The sequence below is a fragment of the Montanilutibacter psychrotolerans genome, from assembly GCF_003719825.1.
Classification (GTDB): Bacteria; Pseudomonadota; Gammaproteobacteria; order Xanthomonadales; family Xanthomonadaceae; genus Montanilutibacter; species Montanilutibacter psychrotolerans.
In genome coordinates this window covers 446978-468585 of sequence record NZ_RIBS01000003.1, presented here as the reverse complement: position 1 = coordinate 468585, position 21608 = coordinate 446978, and the positions used below count along the sequence as shown (strand labels likewise).

21 protein-coding genes are annotated in these 21608 nt (G+C 69.7%); 11 read left to right on the top strand and 10 right to left on the bottom strand.

All coding sequences use genetic code 11. From position 1 onward, the window contains the following. The first annotated feature begins 31 nt into the window (after nucleotides 1–31). Together EER27_RS08880 and EER27_RS08875 are read left to right on the top strand one after the other, a co-directional pair. Nucleotides 32–490: a nuclear transport factor 2 family protein gene (locus EER27_RS08880; RefSeq protein ID WP_123087657.1), complete on the top strand. Its 459-nt coding sequence runs from the start codon at nucleotides 32–34 to the stop codon at nucleotides 488–490. Nucleotides 491–678: 188 nt separating this feature from the next. Continuing rightward, on the top strand, nucleotides 679–1272 hold the full coding sequence (locus EER27_RS08875; RefSeq protein ID WP_123087656.1) for a glycosyl-4,4'-diaponeurosporenoate acyltransferase CrtO family protein: 594 nt from the start codon (nucleotides 679–681) through the stop codon (nucleotides 1270–1272). 122 nt (nucleotides 1273–1394) lie between these two features. Here the strand turns inward: EER27_RS08875 and EER27_RS08870 are convergent, their stop codons facing one another. The 3 genes from EER27_RS08870 to EER27_RS08860 form a co-directional block, all read right to left on the bottom strand. After that, a complete protein-coding gene (locus tag EER27_RS08870) occupies nucleotides 1395–2708 on the bottom strand; it encodes an RNA polymerase sigma factor (RefSeq protein ID WP_123087655.1) in 1314 nt (437 codons plus the stop codon). A 74-nt stretch (nucleotides 2709–2782) separates the two neighbouring features. Further along, entirely contained in the window at nucleotides 2783–3193 is a 411-nt protein-coding gene (locus EER27_RS08865; protein ID WP_123087654.1) for a VOC family protein, read from the bottom strand. A 72-nt stretch (nucleotides 3194–3265) separates the two neighbouring features. Beyond that, nucleotides 3266–3691, bottom strand: coding sequence for a YciI family protein (locus tag EER27_RS08860; RefSeq protein ID WP_123087653.1), 426 nt, complete (start codon nucleotides 3689–3691; stop codon nucleotides 3266–3268). Between EER27_RS08860 and glk the strand changes: the two genes are divergently transcribed. From glk to hemC, 5 genes are all read left to right on the top strand, one after another. Then, nucleotides 3681–5111 (top strand): glucokinase, encoded by a 1431-nt coding sequence (gene glk / locus EER27_RS08855; RefSeq protein WP_123087814.1) that lies wholly within the window; start codon nucleotides 3681–3683, stop codon nucleotides 5109–5111. The two genes, EER27_RS08860 and glk, sit on opposite strands and share 11 nt — an antisense overlap. Nucleotides 5112–5208: 97 nt before the next feature. Continuing rightward, nucleotides 5209–6228, top strand: a complete 1020-nt coding sequence (locus EER27_RS08850; protein WP_148040983.1) for an energy transducer TonB — start codon at nucleotides 5209–5211, stop codon at nucleotides 6226–6228. An 83-nt stretch (nucleotides 6229–6311) separates the two neighbouring features. Next, nucleotides 6312–7004 (top strand): alpha/beta hydrolase, encoded by a 693-nt coding sequence (locus EER27_RS08845; RefSeq protein WP_123087651.1) that lies wholly within the window; start codon nucleotides 6312–6314, stop codon nucleotides 7002–7004. Between the two features lie 178 nt (nucleotides 7005–7182). Beyond that, complete coding sequence (locus tag EER27_RS08840) at nucleotides 7183–7911, top strand: LytR/AlgR family response regulator transcription factor (protein WP_123087650.1); 729 nt, start codon at nucleotides 7183–7185, stop codon at nucleotides 7909–7911. A gap of 94 nt (nucleotides 7912–8005) precedes the next feature. After that, complete coding sequence (hemC, locus tag EER27_RS08835; RefSeq protein ID WP_123087649.1) at nucleotides 8006–8923, top strand: hydroxymethylbilane synthase; 918 nt, start codon at nucleotides 8006–8008, stop codon at nucleotides 8921–8923. 73 nt (nucleotides 8924–8996) lie between these two features. Here the strand turns inward: hemC and EER27_RS08830 are convergent, their stop codons facing one another. From EER27_RS08830 to EER27_RS08810, 5 genes are all read right to left on the bottom strand, one after another. Further along, the gene (locus tag EER27_RS08830; RefSeq protein ID WP_123087648.1) at nucleotides 8997–9956 is read right to left on the bottom strand and encodes a dimethyl sulfoxide reductase anchor subunit family protein; all 960 of its coding nucleotides are present in this window, start codon (nucleotides 9954–9956) and stop codon (nucleotides 8997–8999) included. A 92-nt stretch (nucleotides 9957–10048) separates the two neighbouring features. Next, nucleotides 10049–10909, bottom strand: a complete 861-nt coding sequence (locus EER27_RS08825; RefSeq protein ID WP_123087647.1) for a 4Fe-4S dicluster domain-containing protein — start codon at nucleotides 10907–10909, stop codon at nucleotides 10049–10051. Then, nucleotides 10906–11136: a hypothetical protein gene (locus EER27_RS08820; RefSeq protein WP_123087646.1), complete on the bottom strand. Its 231-nt coding sequence runs from the start codon at nucleotides 11134–11136 to the stop codon at nucleotides 10906–10908. The genes EER27_RS08825 and EER27_RS08820 overlap by 4 nt, the downstream gene beginning before the upstream one ends. Further along, the gene (locus EER27_RS08815) at nucleotides 11133–14021 is read right to left on the bottom strand and encodes a molybdopterin oxidoreductase family protein (RefSeq protein ID WP_223807238.1); all 2889 of its coding nucleotides are present in this window, start codon (nucleotides 14019–14021) and stop codon (nucleotides 11133–11135) included. Before EER27_RS08815 ends, EER27_RS08820 begins: the two co-directional genes overlap by 4 nt. 139 nt (nucleotides 14022–14160) lie before the next feature. After that, entirely contained in the window at nucleotides 14161–14847 is a 687-nt protein-coding gene (locus EER27_RS08810; protein ID WP_123087644.1) for a LolA family protein, read from the bottom strand. A gap of 156 nt (nucleotides 14848–15003) precedes the next feature. Between EER27_RS08810 and EER27_RS08805 the strand changes: the two genes are divergently transcribed. The 4 genes from EER27_RS08805 (at nucleotide 15004) to EER27_RS08790 (ending at nucleotide 19896) form a co-directional block, all read left to right on the top strand. After that, on the top strand, nucleotides 15004–15972 hold the full coding sequence (locus tag EER27_RS08805) for a helix-turn-helix transcriptional regulator (RefSeq protein WP_123087643.1): 969 nt from the start codon (nucleotides 15004–15006) through the stop codon (nucleotides 15970–15972). Further along, nucleotides 15972–16907, top strand: coding sequence for a patatin-like phospholipase family protein (locus EER27_RS08800; RefSeq protein ID WP_123087642.1), 936 nt, complete (start codon nucleotides 15972–15974; stop codon nucleotides 16905–16907). Before EER27_RS08805 ends, EER27_RS08800 begins: the two co-directional genes overlap by 1 nt. A gap of 141 nt (nucleotides 16908–17048) precedes the next feature. Then, nucleotides 17049–17393, top strand: a complete 345-nt coding sequence (locus EER27_RS08795) for a hypothetical protein (RefSeq protein ID WP_223807237.1) — start codon at nucleotides 17049–17051, stop codon at nucleotides 17391–17393. A gap of 325 nt (nucleotides 17394–17718) precedes the next feature. Beyond that, on the top strand, nucleotides 17719–19896 hold the full coding sequence (locus EER27_RS08790) for a prolyl oligopeptidase family serine peptidase (RefSeq protein WP_123087641.1): 2178 nt from the start codon (nucleotides 17719–17721) through the stop codon (nucleotides 19894–19896). Nucleotides 19897–20085: 189 nt separating this feature from the next. Here the strand turns inward: EER27_RS08790 and EER27_RS08785 are convergent, their stop codons facing one another. Together EER27_RS08785 and EER27_RS08780 are read right to left on the bottom strand one after the other, a co-directional pair. Then, nucleotides 20086–21141, bottom strand: coding sequence for an AI-2E family transporter (locus EER27_RS08785; RefSeq protein WP_123087812.1), 1056 nt, complete (start codon nucleotides 21139–21141; stop codon nucleotides 20086–20088). 83 nt (nucleotides 21142–21224) lie between these two features. After that, the gene (locus EER27_RS08780; RefSeq protein WP_123087640.1) at nucleotides 21225–21602 is read right to left on the bottom strand and encodes a hypothetical protein; all 378 of its coding nucleotides are present in this window, start codon (nucleotides 21600–21602) and stop codon (nucleotides 21225–21227) included. Nucleotides 21603–21608 lie beyond the last annotated feature (6 nt).

Genomic DNA, 21608 nt, shown 5'->3' with positions numbered 1-21608 from the left:
GTTCGCGCAACGGTATTTCAAGGAAGACCCCATGCCATTCATGCCGATTGTCCTTGCCGCGGCATCCGCCGTGGCCACCGCCGATGCATTGCCTGTCCCGGAGGTCGATGCGGCCACCCGCGCTTCGATCGAAGCGACCTGCTTCGACTACGTCGACGGCCAGTTGGAAGGCAACCCGGACCGTGTTGCCCGTGCGCTTCACTCGGACCTGGCCAAACGGAAGGTGGCAGGTGAAACGCCCGGTGAGCGGCGGGAGCTACGCCGGATGACCAAGGAGGAACTGGTCGAGCTGACGCGGCAGGGCGCGCTGAAGACGCCAAGAGCGCAATGGGACCGGTCGTGCTACGTGCTCGATGTCGCGGGCGACGTCGCGGTTGCGCGCGCGGAAACGCCGTGGTTCGTGGACTTCCTCCACATGGGCAAGTTCGGTGACCGATGGGTCATCGTCAACGCGATGTGGTACTCGAAACCGCATCAACCCAAGAACTGATCGCGACGAGTCGGCTGCACCCGGAGCAAACCCAGGCGAGCCGGTTTGCGGTTCGGCCGAGCGCGGGCGCATGGTGAGCACGCATGACCGTCGTCGGGGCACTTGCCATCCCTTCGGTGCGCGCCTGACAGTCCATCCCAGGTCCAGGACGCAGCGTGGCGGGTTGATTCGGACATCGGGTGTCGAACATGACGAACGTGCGCAAGCTGGGGAGCGTTCTCGCGGTCGTGGCAACCGTTGCGGTGTTCGCCGTCTGCTTCCGAATGCTGGCGCAGGTCATCGGCATCACGTCGCCGTGGCTGTGGTTGCTGGCGATGTTCTACTTCCTGGGCATCGCCAAGGTCGCCGAGCCAATCTTCATGCTCCCAATGCCCGCGTCGCTCCGTGGCATCCGTGCGAGCGAACGGTCTGGCGACGCGTATCGCAGACTGGGTGTGCATCGGTTCGGGAGGTTCCTCCGGGACTCACCGTTTCGGCGCTTGAACGCGTCCGTGTACACCTCGCAAGCGCCAGAAGCAGGCGACCTGGCCAGGCTCAGCGCTCAAGCTGAATCGGCGGAGGCAACGCACTTCTGGGCCGCCGTGCTGTTCACTCCCTACATCGCCTATCTCTTCGTTGCCGGGAATGCGGGAACCGCCAGCGTGTTCCTGTTGGTCCAGGCGCTGTTCAACGTCTACCCGATCCTCCATCTGCGCGTCGTTCGCGCGCGCCTGGAATCGATCCGCGCCCGGGCACATCAGCGGTCGGTGCGGGGCAGTGAAACCGCCGTCGACGACGCCTGATCACGCGATCGGGCGGCGTCCGCGGTGTCAACACCGCGCAAGCAATTCGAGGCCGTGCGATCGCCGTCGCGTTTGTTCTGCGCAGGAGTGGTCGATGAGCAGGCGGCAAGCGCAGGCCGCGATCAGCCGGGGATCGCGCCGTCCGCGCACGCGGCCGCGCGCGCCAGCAGCAGGTCGCGTTCGCGCTCGTTGCGGGTCTGCCCGGCGGCGCGTTCGAACTCGATGCGAGCCTCATCGATGCGCCCGAGCTTGGCGAGCAGGTCGCCGCGCACGGTGGGCAGCAGGTGATAGCCCTGAAGCGCCGGTTCGTCGACGAGCGCGTCGGCCAGCGCGAGGCCGGCTGCGGGGCCGGCGGCCATGGACCAGGCCAGGGCGCGGTTGAGTTCCACCACCGGGGAGCCGCTCAGCTCGGACAGTTCGTCGTACAGCGTGGCGATGCGCGACCAGTCGGTGTCGGCCGCCACCGCTGCGCGCGCGTGGCAGGCGGCGATAGCCGCTTGCAAGACATAACTGCCACGGCCGATGCCCAGTCGCTGGCACAGCGTTTCCGCGCGTTCCAGCGCGGTCAGGCCGCGCCCGATCAGCAGGCGGTCCCAGCGCCCACGATCCTGGTCCAGCAGCAGGATTGGCTGGCCGCTTGGCTCGGTGCGCGCGTCGAAGCGCGATGCCTGGAGTTCCATGAGCGCGACCAGGCCGCGCGCCTCCGGCTCGCGTGGCACCATGCCAACCAGCACGCGGCCCAGTCGCAGCGCGTCCTCGCACAGGCCCGGCCGCATCCAGTCGTCGCCGGCAGTGGCCAGGTAGCCCTCGTTGAACACCAGGTAGATGACCTTCAGCACCGACGCCAGGCGCGCATCGAACTCGGCGCCGCGCGGTACTTCGAACGGTGCCTGCGCCTGCGCGAGCGTGCGTTTGGCGCGAACGATGCGCTGGGCGATGGTGGCCTCGGGCACGAGGAAGGCGCGCGCGATCTCGTCCGTGCTCAATCCGCCCAGCAGTCGCAACGTCAATGCGATGCGGGCTTCCTCCGACAGCACGGGGTGGCAGGCGACGAACATCAACCGCAGCAGGTCGTCGCCGATCCCGTCGTCGAGCGACGCATCGAGCGCCGCTTCGAGGTCGGCGTCGCGCCACGCCTGTTGCTGCTCGAGCTCGTGGCCGAGTTGTTCGTGCTTGCTCTGGATCAACTTGCTGCGGCGCAGCTGGTCGATCGCACGACGCCTGGCGGTGGTCATCAGCCATGCCCCTGGGTTGTCCGGAACCCCGGTCAGCGGCCATTGCTCGAGCGCGATGACCAGCGCGTCCTGCGCCAGCTCTTCGGCGGCGTCGATGTTGCGCAGCATGCGCGCGAGGCTGGCGATGAGTCGTGGCGACTCGATCCGCCATACCGCGTCGATGGCCCGGTGAATTTTCGAGTGCGTGTCGGCTGACGTCATGGCGGTCGATGAAAGCACCGCCACGCGATTGCCGCAAGCGCGTCATCGCCGTCATGCAACGGCGCGCGCAACGCTCATCCGGCCTTCTCGCAGTTGACCATCCAGGGCACGCCGAAACGGTCCTCGAACATGGCAAAGCGCACCGCCCAGAAGGTCTCCTGCAGCGGCATCGACACCTTGCCGTTCTCGGACAACGCGTTGAACACGCGCTCCGCCTCGCCGATGCTGGCGACGTTGAGCGACATCGAGCAGCCCTTGATGCCTTCGTACGGATAGTCGGGGTGGTTGTCGGAAGCCATCAGCACCCGGCCGTCGAACTCCAGGCGCGCGTGCATGATGTGGTCGGGGTTGCAGCCCGGCATGCCTTCGCCAGGCGCCTCGCCGTAGCGCGACATCATGACGATCTCACCGCCGAGGCATTGCCGGTAGAAGTTGAACGCAGCTTCGCAGGTTCCGTCGAACATCAGGTAGGGATCGAGTTGCATGGGATGGTCCTCGCGTGGGGCGGGTGGAGGCTGCGGTGAGCGACGACATGGCCGCTGGTTGCGCCTCAGCGGTCAGTGCTTGCTGGCGACCTGCTCGCGCAGGCGTTCTTCCTGCTCGCGCAGCTCCGGGGTGAACTCGGCGCCGAAGTCTTCGGCCTCGAACACCTGGCGGATCTCGATCTCGGATTCGCCCGGCATCGGGTTCGGACAGCGCTTGACCCACTCGACCGCCTCGTCGAACGACTTCACCTGGATCAGCCAGAAACCGGCGATGAGCTCACGGGTTTCGGTGAAGGGGCCATCGATCACCGTGCGCTGGTTGTCGTTGAATCGCACGCGGGCACCCCTGGCGCTGGGGTGAAGGCCCTCGCCGGCGAGCAGCACGCCGGCCTTGACCAGCTCTTCGTTGTACCTGCCCATATGGGTCAGCAGTTCTTCGCTCGGCATCACGCCGGCTTCCGATTCGGGGCTGGCTTTCACGATCAGCATGAAGCGCATGGCGGTTCTCCTGTCTCTCGGGGCGGTGGCGCCGCCCGTGGGTGGGTGGTTCGCGTCGCCCGATGCCGGGCTCTTGACCTGTACGTCGAACCAGCGGGGGCGAAATCGACAACCCCCGGGCCATTTCTTGCGACCGGGCGAACACGGCGCGGAAGGCGAGTGTCCACACACCGCCGTGTGCCTCGTGTGGTTGGTGCGGCGACGGCGTGCAGGCGCCGGGCTCACGGCTGCCGGGGTAGGCTTGCGCGATCCGAATGGAAACCGGGTGGGACCAGGCGATGATCGAACCGGTCGCGTTGCCGACATTCTTCGCCGTGACCGATGCCGGCCACCGCCCGTGGGTGGTGGCCCCGTGCGGGCAGGGCACGTGTTGCGGCAGGGATGGCTGACCGTGGCCACCTCTTCGAACACGCTCTCGTCGAGCACCCTTGCCCTGGTGGCCGACATCGGCGGCACGAACGCGCGCTTCGCGCTGACCGACCCACGATCGCCCACGCCCACGCTGCTGCACGCGCAGTCGCTACGAAATGCCGATTTCGCGAATCTGCAGCGTGCTGCCGAGCACTATTTGGGAACGATCGGGGAGAAGCCGCGGCGTGCGGCGATCGCGGTGGCGTCGCCGGTTGTCGCCGACGAGATCCACCTCACCAATCGCGCCTGGTCGTTCAGTCGCCGCGGGTTGCAGCAAGCGCTCGGGCTGGACGAACTGCGGGTGCTCAACGATTTCGGCGCGATCGCCTGGGCGGTGCCCGCGTTGCGCGACGACGAACACATCGCCCTGTGCGGTTTCGCCGCCGGGCCGCTGCGTGGCCCGGTGACCGTGCTCGGGCCCGGCACCGGATTCGGCGTCGGCCTGCTGGTGGGTTCGGATGCCGGCGGCTGGCACGCGGTGGCGACCGAGGGAGGCCACGTGACCTTCGCGCCGATCGGCGAGGAGGAGCACGCGATCGCTGCCTGGGTGGATGAACGACACGGCCGTACGTCGTACGAGCGCTTGCTGTCTGGCAGTGGTCTGTCGTCCATCGACGCCGTCCTGCGTGGGCTGGGCGGCGACAGCGGGCACGACGCGTCGGTGATGCGCGAGCCTGACGCGATCGTTGCCGCCGCGCTGGAGGGCGACGATCCGATCGCGCGACGCGCGCTGGCGCGTTTCTGCGCGGTGCTGGGCAGCGTCGCCGGCGATGTCGCGCTGATCCACGGTGCGCGCACGCTGATGATCGCCGGCGGCATCGTGCCGCGCTTCGTGCCGTTCCTGCGCAGCAGTGACTTTCGCGAACGCTTCCTCGCCAAGGGGCGTTTCGCCGCCTACCTGGAGCAGGTGGCGATCCACGTCATCACCCATCCCCATCCGGGACTGCTTGGCGCCGCGACGGCGTTGCGCGTCCCCGCGGGTGTGCCCCAGGAAAGTCAGGCGCGTTGACGCGCGCGCGTTGCGACCATGCGCACGGTTTGCCGCATCGACGTCATATCCGCCGGCTAGCCTGCGCTCCATTTCGCTGCGTAGGGGCGCATTCGACGTGACCAGAATTCCGTTGTTGTTCCTGTCGGTCTCGATGGCCGCGATGTCGGTGGCGTGCACGCAACCATCATCGGAGACCGCGGCCGACGCCGCGTCGCCACCGCCGCGCGTGCGCGACGTGGCCGAGGGCACGCGCCTTGCAGCGGTCGACCCGCACGGCCTGCGCCAACGCGCCGAACGCGCGCTGCACGGCCAGCGCATCCATTCGCCGGTGGGCGACAACGCGATCGAGCACTACCTGGCGCTGCGCGATCGCCAGCCCGATGCGCCCGGCGTGGCCGCCGCGCTGGTCGAGCTGCAGCCGTACGCGGTGATCGCCAGCGAACAGGCCATTGCCGCCGGCGACCTCGCCCAGGCACATCGTCTGCTGGGGCTGCTGCAGCGCGTGGATGCGCAGGCGCCGGCGCTACCACGGCTGGCAGCAACCCTGGCACAGGTCGAGCAGGCCGCCGCCGAGCACGCACGCCGTGTCACCGACGCGGTGGCCCTGAGCCAGCGCACGGCCGATGACGCGGCCGCCCGTGCACTGCTTGCGGGCGCGACGCGGGTGCAGGCCCCGCGCCAGCCGCTGGCCCGTGACCAGCCCGTTGCCGCCGCCCGCGCGGCCGGGCACGCGCCGTCGCGTGGGGCGCCCCCATCGGCGCTGCAATCGTCCACCGATGAGGCGCACGCTGCCGCGCTTGAAGCCGCGCGGCTGGCCGACCGCGCCGCCGTTGCGCCGCCGGGCCGCGTCGCGCCGCCGCCGCCTCGATACGGGAACGCCGCGCCGCGTCTGTTGGTGGACGCTGCACCGCGCTACCCGGCCCAGGCCATTCGCCGCAGGCTCGAGGGCAGCGTGCTGGTGGCCTTCACGATCGGTCCCGATGGCAGCGTGAGCGGTGCGCGCGTGCTGGACGGCAGCGGGGGAGGCGTGTTCGATGCGGCGGCGCTGGCCGCCGCGGCGCGCTGGCGCTTCGAGCGTGGCGGTGCCCGTGTCGACTCCACCCGCCGGGTGCAGTTCCGTCTGCCAAGCGGCTGACCGGCGCGCCGCGCCGCCGCGGCAGGCGCGTCCGGCGGCGGCGCGGGGTGACGCCGCGTGCCGCGCGCGGCGACAATGCCCGCATGAACCAGACTTCCCAGACACTGCTCGACACGGTCGAGATCGAGACCGGTCCCGCGCCGGAATGGACCGTGCTGTGGCTGCACGGCCTCGGCGCCGACGGCAACGACTTTGCCCCGCTGGTGCCCAACTTGGTGCGCAAGGATTGGCCGGCACTGCGCTTCGTGTTCCCGCACGCGCCGCCTCGCGCGGTGACGATTAACAACGGCATGCGCATGCGCGCGTGGTACGACATCCGCGACATGAACCTGGCCAATCGTGCCGACGAGGCCGGCGTCGAGGAATCGATCGTGCAGGTCGAGGCGCTGATCGCACGCGAAGCCGAGCGCGGCATGCCGGCATCGCGCGTGCTGCTGGTCGGGTTCTCGCAGGGCGGTGCGATCACGCTGGCAGCTGGCATGCGCCGGACCACGCCACTGGCCGGACTGGTGGCGCTGTCGACCTACATCCCGATGGCCGAACGCCTGCTCGCCACGCTTCCCGCGGTGGGCGCCGCCGCCACCCAGCCGGTGTTCATGGCCCACGGCCAGTTCGATCCGGTGGTGCCCTACCAGGCCGGCGACATGGGCGCCCGGCAGTTGCGTACGCTGGGCTTCGATGTCGACTGGCATGCCTATCCCATGGCGCACCAGGTCTGCGACCAGCAGGTCCGCGACCTCGGCGACTGGCTGACCCGGCGTTTCACCACCGGTTGAGGGCCGATCCGGATGGCCAGGAGCCGGGCGCGCGGGCGTGCCCCGGCGGCCTGCCCGTGTTCCACCCGTTTCCCACTTCTTCCACCCGTTCCTCGCCCTTGCCGTCGCGCGGGGCTACTATCGCCGCGAACCGCACGCTCACCGGCGTGCGTGCGAGCCGATGAACAGGGGGCAGCCGATGAAGGTGGTCATCGCCGACGACGAGCCGTTGGCTCGCGAGCGTTTGCGCAACCTGCTGGCCGATCAGCCCGGGGTGGAGGTCGTCGCCGAGGCGGTCGATGGCCAGCACGCGCTGCACGCCTGCGCCGAGTTCAGTCCGGACCTGGTGCTGCTCGACATCGCCATGCCCGGCATCGACGGGCTGGAAGCCGCGCGGCACCTGGCCGCGTTCGAGCCGCGCCCCGCGGTGGTGTTCTGCACCGCGTACGACGCCCACGCGCTGTCGGCGTTCGAGGCCGAGGCGATCGATTACCTGGTCAAGCCGGTGCGTGCCGAGCGCCTGGCCGCCGCGCTCGACCGTGTGCGCACGTTTGCCGCGGGCCGCGAGAAGGCCGGGCAGGCCGCGCCCGGCCAGCGCCGCAGCCACCTGTGCGCGCGCCTGCGCGGCAGCCTGCGGCTGATTCCGATCGAGGACGTGCACTACCTGCACGCCGAAGAGAAGTACGTGATCGTCCACCACGCGCGTGGCGAGGACCTCATCGAGGAATCGTTGAAGTCACTCGAGGACGAATTCGGCGAGCGCTTCGTGCGCATCCATCGCAACTGCCTGGTGGCGCGCCATGAGATCACCGAACTCAAGCGCACCGCCGACGGCCACGTGCAGGCGGTGCTGCGCCACGGCAAGCAGCCGCTGGAGGTCAGCCGCCGCTGCGTTGCGGGGTTGCGCGAGACGCTGAAGCACCTCTGATCCGGGGCGACCCCCGTCCCTCGCGTGGGGCCGGGACGCCGGTGGTGTGCCCGTCGGGGCCCTCCGAGCCCGTGCAAGCGGCGATAATGCCCGGATGAAGACACTGCGCATCGCCACCCGCAAGAGCCCGCTCGCCCTGTGGCAGAGCGAACACGTCGCCGAGCGCCTGCGTGACGCCCACCCGGGCCTGGAGGTCGAGCTGGTGCCGATGACCACGCGTGGTGACGAAGTGCTTGACCGCTCGCTCGCCGCCATCGGTGGCAAAGGCCTGTTCCTGAAGGAGCTGGAGCTGGCGATGCTGCGTGGCCAGGCCGACTGCGCGGTGCACTCGCTCAAGGACGTGCCGATGGAGCTGGAGCCGGGCTTCGCGCTGCCGGCGATCCTGGCGCGTGCGGACCACGCCGACGCCTTCGTCAGCAACCGTTTCGATGACATCGCCGCCCTGCCGCCGGGCGCGCGCGTGGGCACGTCGTCGCTACGCCGGCAGGCGCAATTGCGCGCGCTGCGGCCCGACCTGGAACTGCTCGACCTGCGCGGCAACGTCAACACCCGCCTGGGCAAGCTCGACGCGGGCGAGTACGACGCGATCGTGCTGGCCTGTGCCGGTCTGCAACGGCTGGGGTTCGAGGCGCGCATCCGTGCACGCCTGGACGCGCCGGAATGGTTGCCGGCGCCGGCGCAGGGCGCGATTGCGATCGAATGCCGCGAAGACGACATCGCCACGCGCGAGCTGTTTGCCGTGCTCGATGACGCGGCCACACGCACTTGTGTCGAGGCCGAGCGCGCGATGAACCGCGCCCTGCATGGCAGCTGTCACGTGCCGGTGGCCGCGTTTGCTCGGCTGGATGGCCAGCAGCTGCGGCTCGATGGCCTGGTCGGCTCGGCCAGCGACGGCCGCGCCGTCCGTGCGCACGGGCAGGGCCGCGGCGACGCGCCCGATTGCCTCGGCCTGGAAGTCGCCCAGGCGCTGCTCGCACAAGGTGCGGCCGAGCTGATCGGCGACGTCGAGTAGGAGCCGGGCAAGTAGGCGCCGGGGCAAGGCGCGCCGCGGCACGAGGCGCGCCGCCGCTCACACCACCGGCTCCTCAGTAGTACAGCGTCACCACGTGCTTGGCTTCGGCGAAGAACAGCCAGCGCTCGACCAACGCCCCGCACAGTGACGCCGCGGCGGCCAGCGGCATCGCCAGCGCTGCTGCCGCCGGCAACGCGAGCACCAGCACCGCCGCCAGCAGCGGCACGGCGCCGAACAGCACCAGCGCAATCATCCGCAGCTTGCGCGCGTGCTTGCGCGCCACCACGAAGCCCATCTCGCGTGTGAGGTAGTTGTCCTCGGTGTGCGGACGCTCGAACACCCCGACCTCGCGGCCCGGCAAGCCGACCGCCGACCCGCGCGTGGCGGGCATGCGCTGCCGGTCGATCGCCCACCAGTAGCGCCACTTCAACAGCGCGGTGGCCGCCGCGGCCAGCGCGAGCAGCACCGCCAGGGGCGTGGCGAAGCCAGCCAGCGCACCGGCCAGCGCCAGGCCACTGGCCAGCAGCGTCGCTCCGGTCAACAGCGAGAACAGCAGGTAGCCGGGCAGCACCAGCGACTGGCACCAGGCCGGAATCGTGCGCAGCGAGGCGTAGATCATCGCGGTACAGGCGACGGTGGCGATCGCGGCGACGACCGCCAGCACGGCAGCAATCGGCGAATGCGTCGCCACCGGTCCGGACGCCGGATCGAGTGCTGGATGGATGGTGCCGTCCAACAACTGCCAGCCCAGCCACAATGCCGGCGCGAACGTCACCACCGCCATCACGCCCTCGCGCGACAGCCACGAGCTGCGCCACTGCGAGAACGCCCGCCACGCGCGCCCGGGCTTGCCAAGATGCCCCAGCGAGCTCAGCAGGCCGGTGGTCACCAGCAGCAACGCCAGCACCAACAGCGCCAGCAGCGGCGTTGCCGGCGCGCGCGACGACAGGCTCGCGACGGCCACCAGCGCGAGCAGGCCGTAGCCGGCGCCCGAGAGCGTGGTGAAGAACAGGACGGAGAACGCGGGATGCATGGCGGGAGCGGCTCGTGGGTGCGGCGGGTCGGCCGTGGGGCGAAGGTGCGGGCGTCCGGCGGGCAGGGCGCAATGCAGCCCGGCCCCGTGGCCTACCGCGACAGCACGCGGTCAAGCCAGCGCAGCACCGGCGGCAGCGCCGTGGTGTCGAGCGGCTCGGCCGGGGCCTGGGCAGGGGCGTCCTGGCCGACGCGACGCGGGCGCGGCGGCAGGTACTTGTTGGTCGGCTTGTAGCCCAGCTCGGGCATCAGGTCGATGCCGCCGCGCGCGGCGACCAGCTTGGACACCTTGGATTCGGGATCGCCCAGGTCGCCGAAGTGGCGCGCGCGCGTCGGGCATGCCTGGACGCAAGCGGGCTGGCGTTCGGCCTCGTCGAGCTTGTCGTTGTAGATGCGGTCGATGCACAGCGTGCACTTCTTCATCACGCCCTCGACGTGCGAGTACTCGCGCGCACCGTACGGACACGCCCACGAGCACAGCTTGCAGCCGATGCATTTGTCCTCGTCGACCAGGACGATGCCGTCGTCCACGCGCTTGTAGCTGGCGCCGGTCGGGCACACGGTCACGCAGGCGGGCTCTTCGCAGTGCAGGCACGAGCGCGGGAAGTGAAGCGTCATCGCCGGCTGCATGGCTTCGTGCACCAGACTGCCGGTGGAGCCGCAGGCGCTCGTCTTGGCATTGGCATTGGCTTTGCCCAGGCCGAGCGCGTCGTGCGCGCCGGGATCGAACGCCGGGGTGGTGAAGTCGGTGGCCGCCACCTCGTAGCTGTGCACGCGGTTGAACCACACGCCAGTGGGGTCCTTGCCGTAAGGCTTCTCGTCGGTCAGCGGCGCGGAAAATCCGCCGGCGTTCCACTCCTTGCAGCTGACCGCGCAGGCGTGGCAGCCGACACAGGTGTCGAGGTCGATCACCAGGCCCATCTTCTTCTTCGACGGCGGCGGCAGGTCGGTCATCGCGGATCCTTCGGTTTGCCGCCCTTGAGCAGCCACAGGCCAAGCACGAACACCGCCAGCGCAAACAGCACGCTCGGCAACAGGCCCAGCAGCAACGCGCCCAGCGACGTCGCCTGGCCCGCCGCGGGCATGCCCGGCGGATCGATCACGCCATAGCCGAGCAACGCGATCAGCGCGAACCCGAGCGCGACGCACAGCCAGCCGGCGAACAGCCGCGAACGGTTCATGGCTTGCCGTCCTCGCGAGCCCGGCGGAAGCCGGCGCCGTAACGCAGGGGCGCGTTGTCGGCCTCGCCCATGGGCAGCGCCGCGAACTGCGGCTGACTTTCGCGCGCTGCGTCCGTTGTGTCGGCCGGAGCCTCCACCTTGGCGATGCGCACGCGCAGGTCGAACCACGCGGCCTGGCCGGTCACCGGGTCGGCGTTGGCGTAGTCGCCACGCGGGGTGATGTCGCTGATCAGGTGGTTCAACAGGAAGCCCTTCCGGCCTTCCGGAGCGTCCTTGCCCAGCCGCCACGCGCCCTTGCGCTTGCCGATCGCGTTCCAGGTCCACACAGTGTCGGGCTGGGTGTTGCGGGCAAAGCGCGCCTGCACGGTGATCGTGCCCAGGTGCGAGGTGACGCTGATCCAGTCCTCGTCGGCGATGCCGTGGCGTGCGCCGGTGTCGGGGTGCAGGTAGAGGTAGTTGCGGGCGGTGATCTGCCGCAGCCACGCGTTCTGCGAACCCCAGGAGTGGTACATGAACATCGGTCGCTGGGTGACGGCGCTGAGCGGGAAGTCGTGCGCCACGTCGGCCACCTGCGCGCCCTCGAACGGCTCGTACCAGATCGGCAGCGGATCGAAGTAGGCCGCGACGCGCTCGCGGTGCTGCGCCGGCGGTTGCCGTTCGCCGTGGCCGAGCGCGGCCAGGCGGAACTTCTGCAGGGTTTCCGAATACAGCTGCAGCACGATCGGCTCGGCATGGCCGAGGAATCCCATGCGGTGCGCCCAGTCGAGGTAGCTGCGGTTGGCCATCTTGAAGTAGCGCGCGTTCTCGGGAATCTCGCTGCGCCAGAAGCCGCCGTTGTCGATGTAGCGTTGCAGCTGGTCGGGGTTGGGCGCGCCCTTGGCGTGGTGCTCGCCGTGTTCGCCCCGCCATCCGGCCAGCAGGCCGACGCCGGGGGCGCGTTCGTGGCGGACGATGTAATCGGCGTAGTCGCGGTACTTGGGCGTGCCATCGGCCTCGACCATGCCCGGCAGGCCGAGCCGCGCGCCGATGTCCAGCAGCACCGACTGGAATCCGCGCACGTCGCGGCCTTCGGCCTGCGTGGCCGGGTCCAGTACGGGATGGCGAATCGCGTCGCTGGCGCCGTCGGCATCGGAGATCGGCCGGTCCAGGATCGAGATCGCATCGAAGCGTTCGAGGTAGGTCGTGTCGGGCAGCACCAGGTCAGCGTAGGCCACCATCTCCGATGCGTACGCGTCGGCGTAGATGATGTGCGGGATCCGGTACGCGCCGTCGGCGTCCTTGTCGGTGAGCCAGCCAATGGTCTCGGTGGTGTTCATCGCCGAGTTCCAGCTCATGTTGGCCATGAACATCAGCAGCGTGTCGATGCGGTACGGGTCGCCCGCCCACGCGTTGCGGATCACGGTGTGCATCATGCCGTGCGCCGACAGCGGGTACGCCCACGAGAAGGCGTGGTCGATACGGCGCGGGTTGCCGTCGGCGTCGACGAGCAGGTCCTCCGGCGCATGCACGAAACCCAGTGGCGCGGCGTCCAGTGCGCCGTTGGCCTGGCGCGTCTTGCCGGGCCGATTGGGTGGCGCGATGGGCTTGGGGAAGGGCGGTTGGTAACGGAACGAGCCGGGCGTATCCACCGCGCCCAGCAGCAGCTGCAGCAGGTGCAGCGCGCGGCAGGTGTGGAAGCCGTTGCTGTGCGCGCTGATGCCGCGCATCGCGTGCATGGCCACCGGCCGACCGACCATCTGCGCGTGCTCGCGGCCGTGCGCGTCGGTCCACGCGATCGGCAGCGTGACCGGGTTGTCGAACGCGGCCTCCGCCAGCTCACGGGCAATCCGGCGGATCGTGTCGGCGGGAATGCCGCAGCGTTCGCTCACTGCGTCGGGCGCGTACTGCGGATCAAGGTAGCGCTCGGCGACGAGGTGGAACACCGGGATCGCCGTGCGGCCGTCGGCCAGCACGTACTCCCCGACCACGGCCGGCGAGACGTCGATGCGGTTCGCGTCGGCGGGTGCGCCGTCGGTCTTGTCGAAGCACTGCGGCTTGCCGTCGGCATCGCGCACGAACAGGCCGTCGTCGGCACCGCCGGGGTTTCGCACCACCAGCCAATGCGCGTTGGTGTAGCGAACGAGGTAGTCCAGGTCGATGCGATCGGCCTTAAGCAACTCGTGGGCCAGGGCGAACGCGAACAGTCCGTCGGTGCCCGGTCGGATGCCAATCCATTCGTCGGCGATCGCGCCGTAGCCCGAACGCACCGGGTTGACCGCCACGATCTTGGCGCCGTGGCCCTTGAGCTTGCCCAGGCCGAGCTTGATCGGGTTGGAGTCGTGGTCTTCCGCCACGCCCCACAGCATCAGGTACCGGGCGTTTTCCCAGTCGGGCTCGCCAAACTCCCAGAAACTGCCGCCCAGCGTGTACAGGCCACCGGCGGCCATGTTGACCGAGCAGAAGCCGCCGTGCGCGGCATAGTTGACCGTGCCGAACTGCTGCGCCCACCAGCCCGTCAAGGCCTGGCTCTGGTCGCGGCCGGTGAAGAAGGCCAACTCGTCGGGATTGCGCTCGCGGATCGGCTTGAGCCAGCCGGCCGCGATCTGCAGCGCTTCCTCCCATTCGATCTCGCGGAACTCGCCGCTACCGCGTTCGCCCACGCGCAGCAAAGGCTTGTGCAGCCGCGCCGGCGAGTAGTGCTGCATGATGCCGGCCGAACCCTTCGCGCACAGCACGCCCTGGTTGACCGGGTGCGCGGGGTTGCCCTGGATGTAGCGGATCTTGCCGTCGGCCAGCCACACCTTGATGCCACAGCGGCAGGCGCACATGTAGCAGGTGGTGGTCTTGACCTCGTCGCCGGGCGAGGGCGAGGTGTCGATGGTGGGCTCGTCGGCGGTGGTGCGCATGGCGCGCATTGTGCCTAGCCCGGCTGCGCATCGCGACCTGCCGACGTGAATGCGGCACGACGGCCATGCTGCACGCGGGGCCCGGTCAAGCTCCGGCGGAGGCGGCGCGCTCGCGTCGCCCCGCTGCAGTGGCCTGGCCTCAGCCTTGCGGCGGATCGATCTTCAGCGTGGCGTCGTTGATGCGCGAATAGCGGACCAGGGTGACCGTGGGCGCGAGCCCTTCCGGGCGGGCCTCGACCCGCATCTGCACCGGGTAACCGTTGTCGCCGATCCAGAGCGTCAGGTCGCTCGGCGTCGGACCGGTCTGTTTCACCCGGTACTTGCTGGCCGACACGCCATCGACGCTGTCGCGGCCTTCGCCCTGCACGTCCAGGTTGTCCTTGGCCTGGGCCAGGTTGGCCGGATCGCGCCATTGGGTGAGCGTGCCGGCCGGCAGCGGAACCTTCATCGCGCGACCCTGCACGGTCATGTGCATGGTGTCGCCGATGATGATCTGCGTGCCCATCTGCGTGACCATGCGGAAGCGGTCGGGCGCGACGAAATCCACCTCGTTGCGAACCGTTCCCTTGGGCCCGGCCTGGTGTTCCATCACCGCGTGGTAGCTGCCCACGGCGGCGAACTTGTCCATCGCCGCGCGGACTTCCTGCTCGGGATTGGCCACTGCGCGGCTGGCGGCGGTGGCCACGGTGTCGAGCGCTCCGGGTGGTGTGGCAGCGGGGTCGGCCGACGTGGCCGGGGCGTCTTGCTTGCAGCCGGATGCGGCCAGCAGCGCGAGGCTGGCCAGGACGGCGAAGGAAAGGGCGGACGCTGGACGCTGGAATGGCATGGACGGCTCCTGGGGCCGCGGGCGCGGCGCTGCTGGCGTTGACGTCGTGGGCACGCGATGCCCGGCCTTGGCGCCGGGCGGGGCACCGATAGTGGCATGGATGGTGAAACCGCACGCGCTGGGCGACGATAGCGGCAAACCACGAACTGGCGCGCCATGGAACGCATCGAACGCATCCACGCTTTGCATCGCATCCTCACCGCCTCGCGCTACCCGGTGACGGTGCAGCGATTGCAGCAGGAGCTCGAGTGCTCGCGCGCCACCGTCTACCGCGACCTGGCCTACCTGCGCGACTACCTGATGGCCCCGGTGATCGGCAATGGCGAGGCCGGCTTCCGCTACGACGCCAACGAAGGCGACCGCTTCGAACTGCCCGGCCTGTGGCTCAGCTCGGACGAACTGCACGCCCTGCTCGCCGCGCAGCAATTGCTGGCACGCAGCGGCGGCGGCATGTTGTCCACCGCGTTGGCACCGCTCCAGCAGCGCGTCGAGAAGCTGCTTGACGAACACGCCGGCGGGCGGCGCATGCCCGTTGAGCGCGTGCGCGTGGTGCCGCACCGCACGCGGCGCCTCGACGAGGCCGCGTTCCGCGTGGTCGCCACTTCGGTGCTCGATCGTCGGCGCCTCGCGTTCGAGTACCGCGCACGCTCGACCGACGAAGCCACCCGCCGCAATGTTTCGCCACAGCGACTCACGCACTACCGCGACAACTGGTACCTCGATGCCTGGGACCATGACCGCGACGCGCTGCGCAGCTTCGCGGTCGATCGCATCAGCGGCGCCAGGCTGCTCGAGGAGGCGGCGCGCGACGAGACCGACGAGCAGCTCGATCGCCACCTCGCATCGAGCTACGGCATCTTCTCGGGCGAGCCCAAGGGCTGGGCGACCATCGTGTTCAGCGCCAAGGCCGCGCGTTGGGTTGCCGACGAGCACTGGCATTCGCAGCAGCAAGGGCGCTTCCTGCCCGATGGCCGATACGAGCTCAAGGTGCCCTACAGCAACGGCCGCGAGTTGCTGATGGACGTGCTGCACTACGGCGCCGACGCGCAGATCCTCGAACCCCCGGTGTTGCGCGAGCAGGCGCGCGCATTGCTGTCGCTGGCGCTGAGCCAGTACGACCGCTGATGGCGGCCGCCGACGCCCCGCATATCCGCCGCGACGAACCGGTCGCGCTGGTGCTTGGCGCCGGCGGCGCGCGCGGTCTGGCGCAGATCGGCGTGATCCAGGCCTTGCAGGCGCGCGACATCGACATCGTGGCAATCGCCGGTTCGTCCAGCGGTGCGCTGGTCGGTGGCCTGCACGCCGCCGGCAAGCTCGACGCCTACCGCGACTGGCTGTACACGATGGGGCGAACCGACATGCTGCGGTTGCTCGATCCGGCGTTCGGACGCGCTTCGCTGTTCCGCGGCGACCGGCTCATGGATGCCCTGCGCGAAGTCGCCGGTTCGCCGCGTATCGAGGACTTGCCGATCGAGTTCACCGCCGTCGCGGTGGACCTGATGCGCCAGCGCGAGGTGTGGCTGCGCGAAGGCGATCTGTGGGAAGCGATCCGCGCATCGATCGCCATCCCGGGGTTGTTCACGCCCTACCAGTTGCACGGTCGCGAGCTGGTCGATGGCGGCCTGCTGGCGCCGTTGCCGATCGCCGCCACCCGGCTCAGTGACGCGCATCGCCTGATCGCCGTCGACATGCACGGATGGCCCGAGCGGCCGCCCGGAAAGCCGGCTGACACGGCCGTGTCAGCGGGCGAAAGCGAGCCCGGCGAAGGTCGCATGGCACGGCTCGCGCGCTGGTTCGGTCGCCGGCGCGGCCCGGCCGATGCCGAGACGCCGCCGCCTGCGGCGACCGAGCGCGAGATCGGTTTCAGCGAGCTCATGGCGCGCTCGCTGGACACGATGCAGGCGCAGATCGCGCGCGTGCAGCTGGCGCTGGATCCGCCGGAGCTGGTGATCCGCATCCCGCGCGATGCGTGCCAGTTCTACGAGTTCTGGCGGGCCCGCGAACTGATCGACATCGGCCGCATCGAGGCCGACAAGGCCTTGGACGCCGCGGGCTACTGAGGCGGGTCTGCCCGCGCCTGGTGCCGGCAATCCCGGGGCTCCCGCGCCGGGCGATGCCAGCCGCCGACGGACGGCGGCGTGGGTCGCAGCGTGTGAGATGGCGGCATCGGAGCCTGCGTCCAGCCCGATGGAGCCTCTGCCATGAACGCATCCACTGCTGTCACCCGATCCCCTTCCCGTCGCGACGCGGTTCCGGTCGATCCGGGCATCGAAACGGTCCTGCGCTACGCCGTCGCGGTCGGCGCCGTGCTGGTGCTGCTGCTACCGGCCGCACGTGGCAGCAGCGCGACGATCGGCTGGTTGCCCCTGTGGCTGCTGGTGATGCCGTCATGCGCCTGGTGGGCCCTGCACCGCTTCCGCCTGCCGTGGCATCGGGACGCGGAGGCGCGCCCGGTGCGCGCCCACGTCGCGCGGCGCCGCGCGCTGCCGCAGGCGCGGCGCCGCAGCCGCCCGGGCTCGCGTCCGGAGTGGCCGAAAGCCGCTTGAGCCCAAGCCGGCCGAGCCCAAGCCTGCCGAGTCGACTGCCCGCGGCCCAGAACGCCCCCGCACCGACGCACAGATCGCGCCCACGTCGCGCGGTGGTGCGTCTGCCGGCGCGGCGGGGGGTTGGCTCTCCGATAGGGCTTGCCCGTGCGCGACGACGCCGGCGGGTTGCAGCCGCAGCGCACAGGCAGCGCCGTGCGCGGGCGCGCGATGGGCAATGCCGCCCGGGGCCGCCCCTGGGGGATCGGCCGGCAAGGCAGGGGCGTGGCAGTGGGTGGGCTGTGCTAGCGTTTCCGCCCCGCACTTTCCCACCACCTCCGGAGCAACGATGTCCGTCCCGAGCAGCAAGCAAGCGACGCCGCTGGCCAAGGCATGCCAGACCCTCGCGATCACCGCCGGCCTGGCCGTCGCGACGTTTGCGGCGAGCGCGCCCGTCTCCGTCGCCCAGGCAGAGGAGACCGCCGCCATGAGCGATGCCACCGACCCCCATGCCTGGCTTGAAGAAGTCGAAGGCACCCGCGCGCTGGACTGGGTTCGCGAGCGCAACGCCAAGACCGAGGCCGAGCTGACCGGCACCCCGCAGTTCCGCGAGCTCGAAGCCGGCATCCGCGCGATTCTCGATTCCGACGCCAAGATTCCCGGCGTCGAGAAGATCGGCCGCTATTACTACAACTTCTGGAAGGACGCGCAGCACCAGCGCGGCGTGTGGCGCCGCACCACGCTGGAGGAATACCGCAAGCCCCAGCCGCGTTGGGAGACGGTGATCGACGTCGACGCGCTCAATGCCGCCGAGGGCAAGAAGTGGGTCTGGCATGGCGCCGACTGCCTCAAGCCGCAGGTCGAGGGTGCCGAACCCGAGCGTTGCCTGGTGGCGCTGTCGGACGGCGGCGCCGATGCCGACGTGACGCGTGAGTTCGATCTGGCCAGCATGGCCTGGGTCGACGGGGGCTTTTACCGCGCCGAGGCCAAGGGCGGTCTGCAGTGGATCGATCGCGACAACGTCTACGTCTACACCGACTTCGGCCCCGGCACGATGACCGACTCGGGCTACCCGCGCGTCGTCAAGCAGTGGCGTCGTGGCACCCCGATCGAGTCGGCCAGCGTGGTCTACGAAGGTCGTCAGGACGACATGTACATCGCCGCGATGCACGACCACACGCGCGGCTTTGAGCGTGATTTCGTCAGCCGCACGCTGGCGTTCTACAACGATGAGTTGTTCCTGCGCGGCGCCGACGGCAAGCTCGTCAAGATCGACGCGCCCAACTCGGCCAACAAGTCGGTGCACCGCGAGTGGTTGCTGCTCGAACTGCGCGAGCCCTACCAGGCCGGTGGCCGGACCTGGGCCGCGGGCAGCCTGATCGCCGCGAAGTTCGATGACTTCATGGCCGGCAAGCGCGAGTTCACGGCGCTGTTCGAGCCCACCCAGAAGAGTTCGCTGGCGGGCATGTCCTGGACCCGCAACCACCTCGTGCTGAACGTGCTCGAAGACGTCAAGAACAAGCTCAGCGTGCTGACCCCGGGCGACGGCGAGTGGGCGCGCAGCGAGTTCGTCGGTGCCCCGACGTTCGGCACGCTGGGCGTGGGCGCGGTGGATGCCGACGAGAGCGATGCGGTGTGGCTGACCGCCACCGACTACCTGACCCCGAGCACGCTCGCGCTGGCCGAGCTGGGCAAGGCGCCGGAAGTGCTCAAGACCATGCCGGTGTTCTTCGATGGCACCAAGGACGTGATCGAGCAGCACTTCGCCACCTCCAAGGACGGCACCCGCGTGCCGTACTTCCTGGTGCGGCCGAAGGACCTCGCGTTCGACGGCAAGGCGCCGACGCTGCTGTACGGCTATGGCGGTTTCGAGATCTCGCTGACGCCGGGCTATTCGGGCAGTGTCGGAAAGGGCTGGATCGAGAAGGGCGGCGTGTACGCGGTCGCCAACATCCGTGGCGGCGGCGAGTACGGCCCACGCTGGCACCAGGCCGCGCTCAAGGCCAACCGCCATCGTGCCTATGAGGATTTCGCGGCGGTTGCGCGCGACCTCGTCACGCGTCGCATCACCTCGCCGCAGCATCTTGGCGCGCAGGGCGGCAGCAACGGCGGCCTGCTGACCGGCAACATGCTGACCCAGTACCCCGAGCTGTTCGGCGCGATCGTGGTGCAGGTGCCGCTGCTGGACATGAAGCGCTACAGCCACCTGCTGGCAGGTGCATCGTGGATGGCCGAGTACGGCAATCCCGACACCGCCGACTGGGACTACATCCGGACGTTCTCGCCGTACCACCTGTTCGATGCCGGTCGCGACTATCCGGCGACGATCTTCATGACCTCCACGCGCGACGACCGTGTTCACCCGGGTCATGCACGCAAGATGATGGCGCGCATGGCCGAGGCCAACAAGGACGTGCGCTACTACGAAAACATCGAAGGTGGCCACGGCGGCTCGGCCAACAACGCGCAGGCCGCACACATGAGCGCGCTGGCCTTCACCTTCCTGTGGGAAAAGCTGTCCGATTGATCCCGCTTGGCAGTACACGGGAGTTCAACGCAAACGGGCGCCGCGAGGCGCCCGTTCTGCTTGGTGCATCAGGCGGCGCGCGTGCGGTGGACGCGGTGGACGCGGTGTCGTCGTCGACGCTTGCGCGATCTCCTCCCGCATGGGGCGCATTCGCGGCGGCTTGCGGTGGCTCCCGCTTTCGCGTCGCAGTCACTCCAGCAGCCGTGCCCAGCCTTCCATGCCTTCGATACGCGACAGCACCAGCTTCACGCAGACCAGCAACGGCACCGCCAGCAGCAATCCGACGATGCCCCACAGCCAGCCGAACACCATGAGCGCCAGGATCAGCACCAGCGGCGACAGGCGCATGCTGCGACCGAGGATGATCGGCGTGACGATCTGGCCTTCGATCGTGTGCAGCAGCAGGTAGATGCCCGCCGGGAGCAGCGCCTGCCAAGGGTCGTCGAACGCGACGAAGCCCATCAGCAGCATCACCATCACCCCGATCAACGGACCGACGTACGGCGCGAAATTCAGGATCGCCGCCATCGTGCCCCACAGCAGCGCCTCCGACAGCGGAACGCCCAGCAACGACAACCCCGTCGCCAGCACCAGGCCCAGTGCCGCGTTGATCACGCTGATGGTGAGCACGTAGCGGGAGATCTCGATCTCGATCGATTGCAGGATCTCGGTCGTGACCTTCTTCTGGTGGCGGCCGGGCAACAGCGCCATCGCGTGCCGCTGCAGGTTTTCGCCGTACACCATGAAGAAGAACGTCAGCAGCACCACCGCCAGCACCGAGGCCACCATGCGCGGCGTGCTGGTCAACGTCCTGTACGGGTCGTTGGCCTCGGTGCGCACGACTTGCACGGGCCTGCTCGTGCTCTCGCCTCCGGCGGCGCGTGCGATGTTCTGCGCCGCCCGGTTGGCGTCGCTGACCGGCTTGACCAGTTCGCGCAGTTTCGGGGCCAGTTGCTTCATCTCGCGCGGCACCTCGCGCACCCATTCGCTTGCCGGCTCGACCAGCTGGATGGCCAGCAGGCCCGTGATGGCCAGGCCGCCCAGCAGCACCATCAGCGCGGCCAGGAAGCGCGGGATCCACAGGCGGCGCAGGACGCGGATGATCGGATTGCCCACCAGCGCGAAGAACATCGCCAGCAGGATCGGCAGCAGCAACCCCTGGGCGGCCCACAGCGCGGCGCCGACGGCGAGGGTGGCCAGCACGATTGCCGCCCGCGACGAGGGCGGGCGCGCCGGGGCGGGCACGTGGCCGCCCCGGTCGTCGGGGTCGTCGAGGTCGCCGGCGTCGTCGGCCGGGTCCGGCCTGTCGGGTAGGTCGGTGCTGGCGATCACGGCACGGTGGACTCGGCAGGGCGTTCCGTCGCAGCGGAAGGGACGTTGGATTCGACCGCGGACGCGACGTCCTGTGCGCGCTCGGCGGCGACTTCGGCCTCGCTCGCGGCGACCTGGGCGCTGCCGCCAGCGAACAGTCCGGACAGCATCGTCAGCATCTGCATCAACTGGCCACTGCGTGCGGCGGCTTGCAGCGGTTGCGCGCGCCCGACGGCGAAGCCGCTGACGAGCCCGGCGATCACGATCCGTCCGGGCGTCCAGGTCGCGCGCCACGACTCGCGCAGCTGACGCAGGCCCGCGACGGCGCGCCGCTCTTCCTCCTCGAGCGCGTCCTCGGCCTGGTGCACCTTGTGGATCAGTTTGTCGAAGCTCATGAAGGG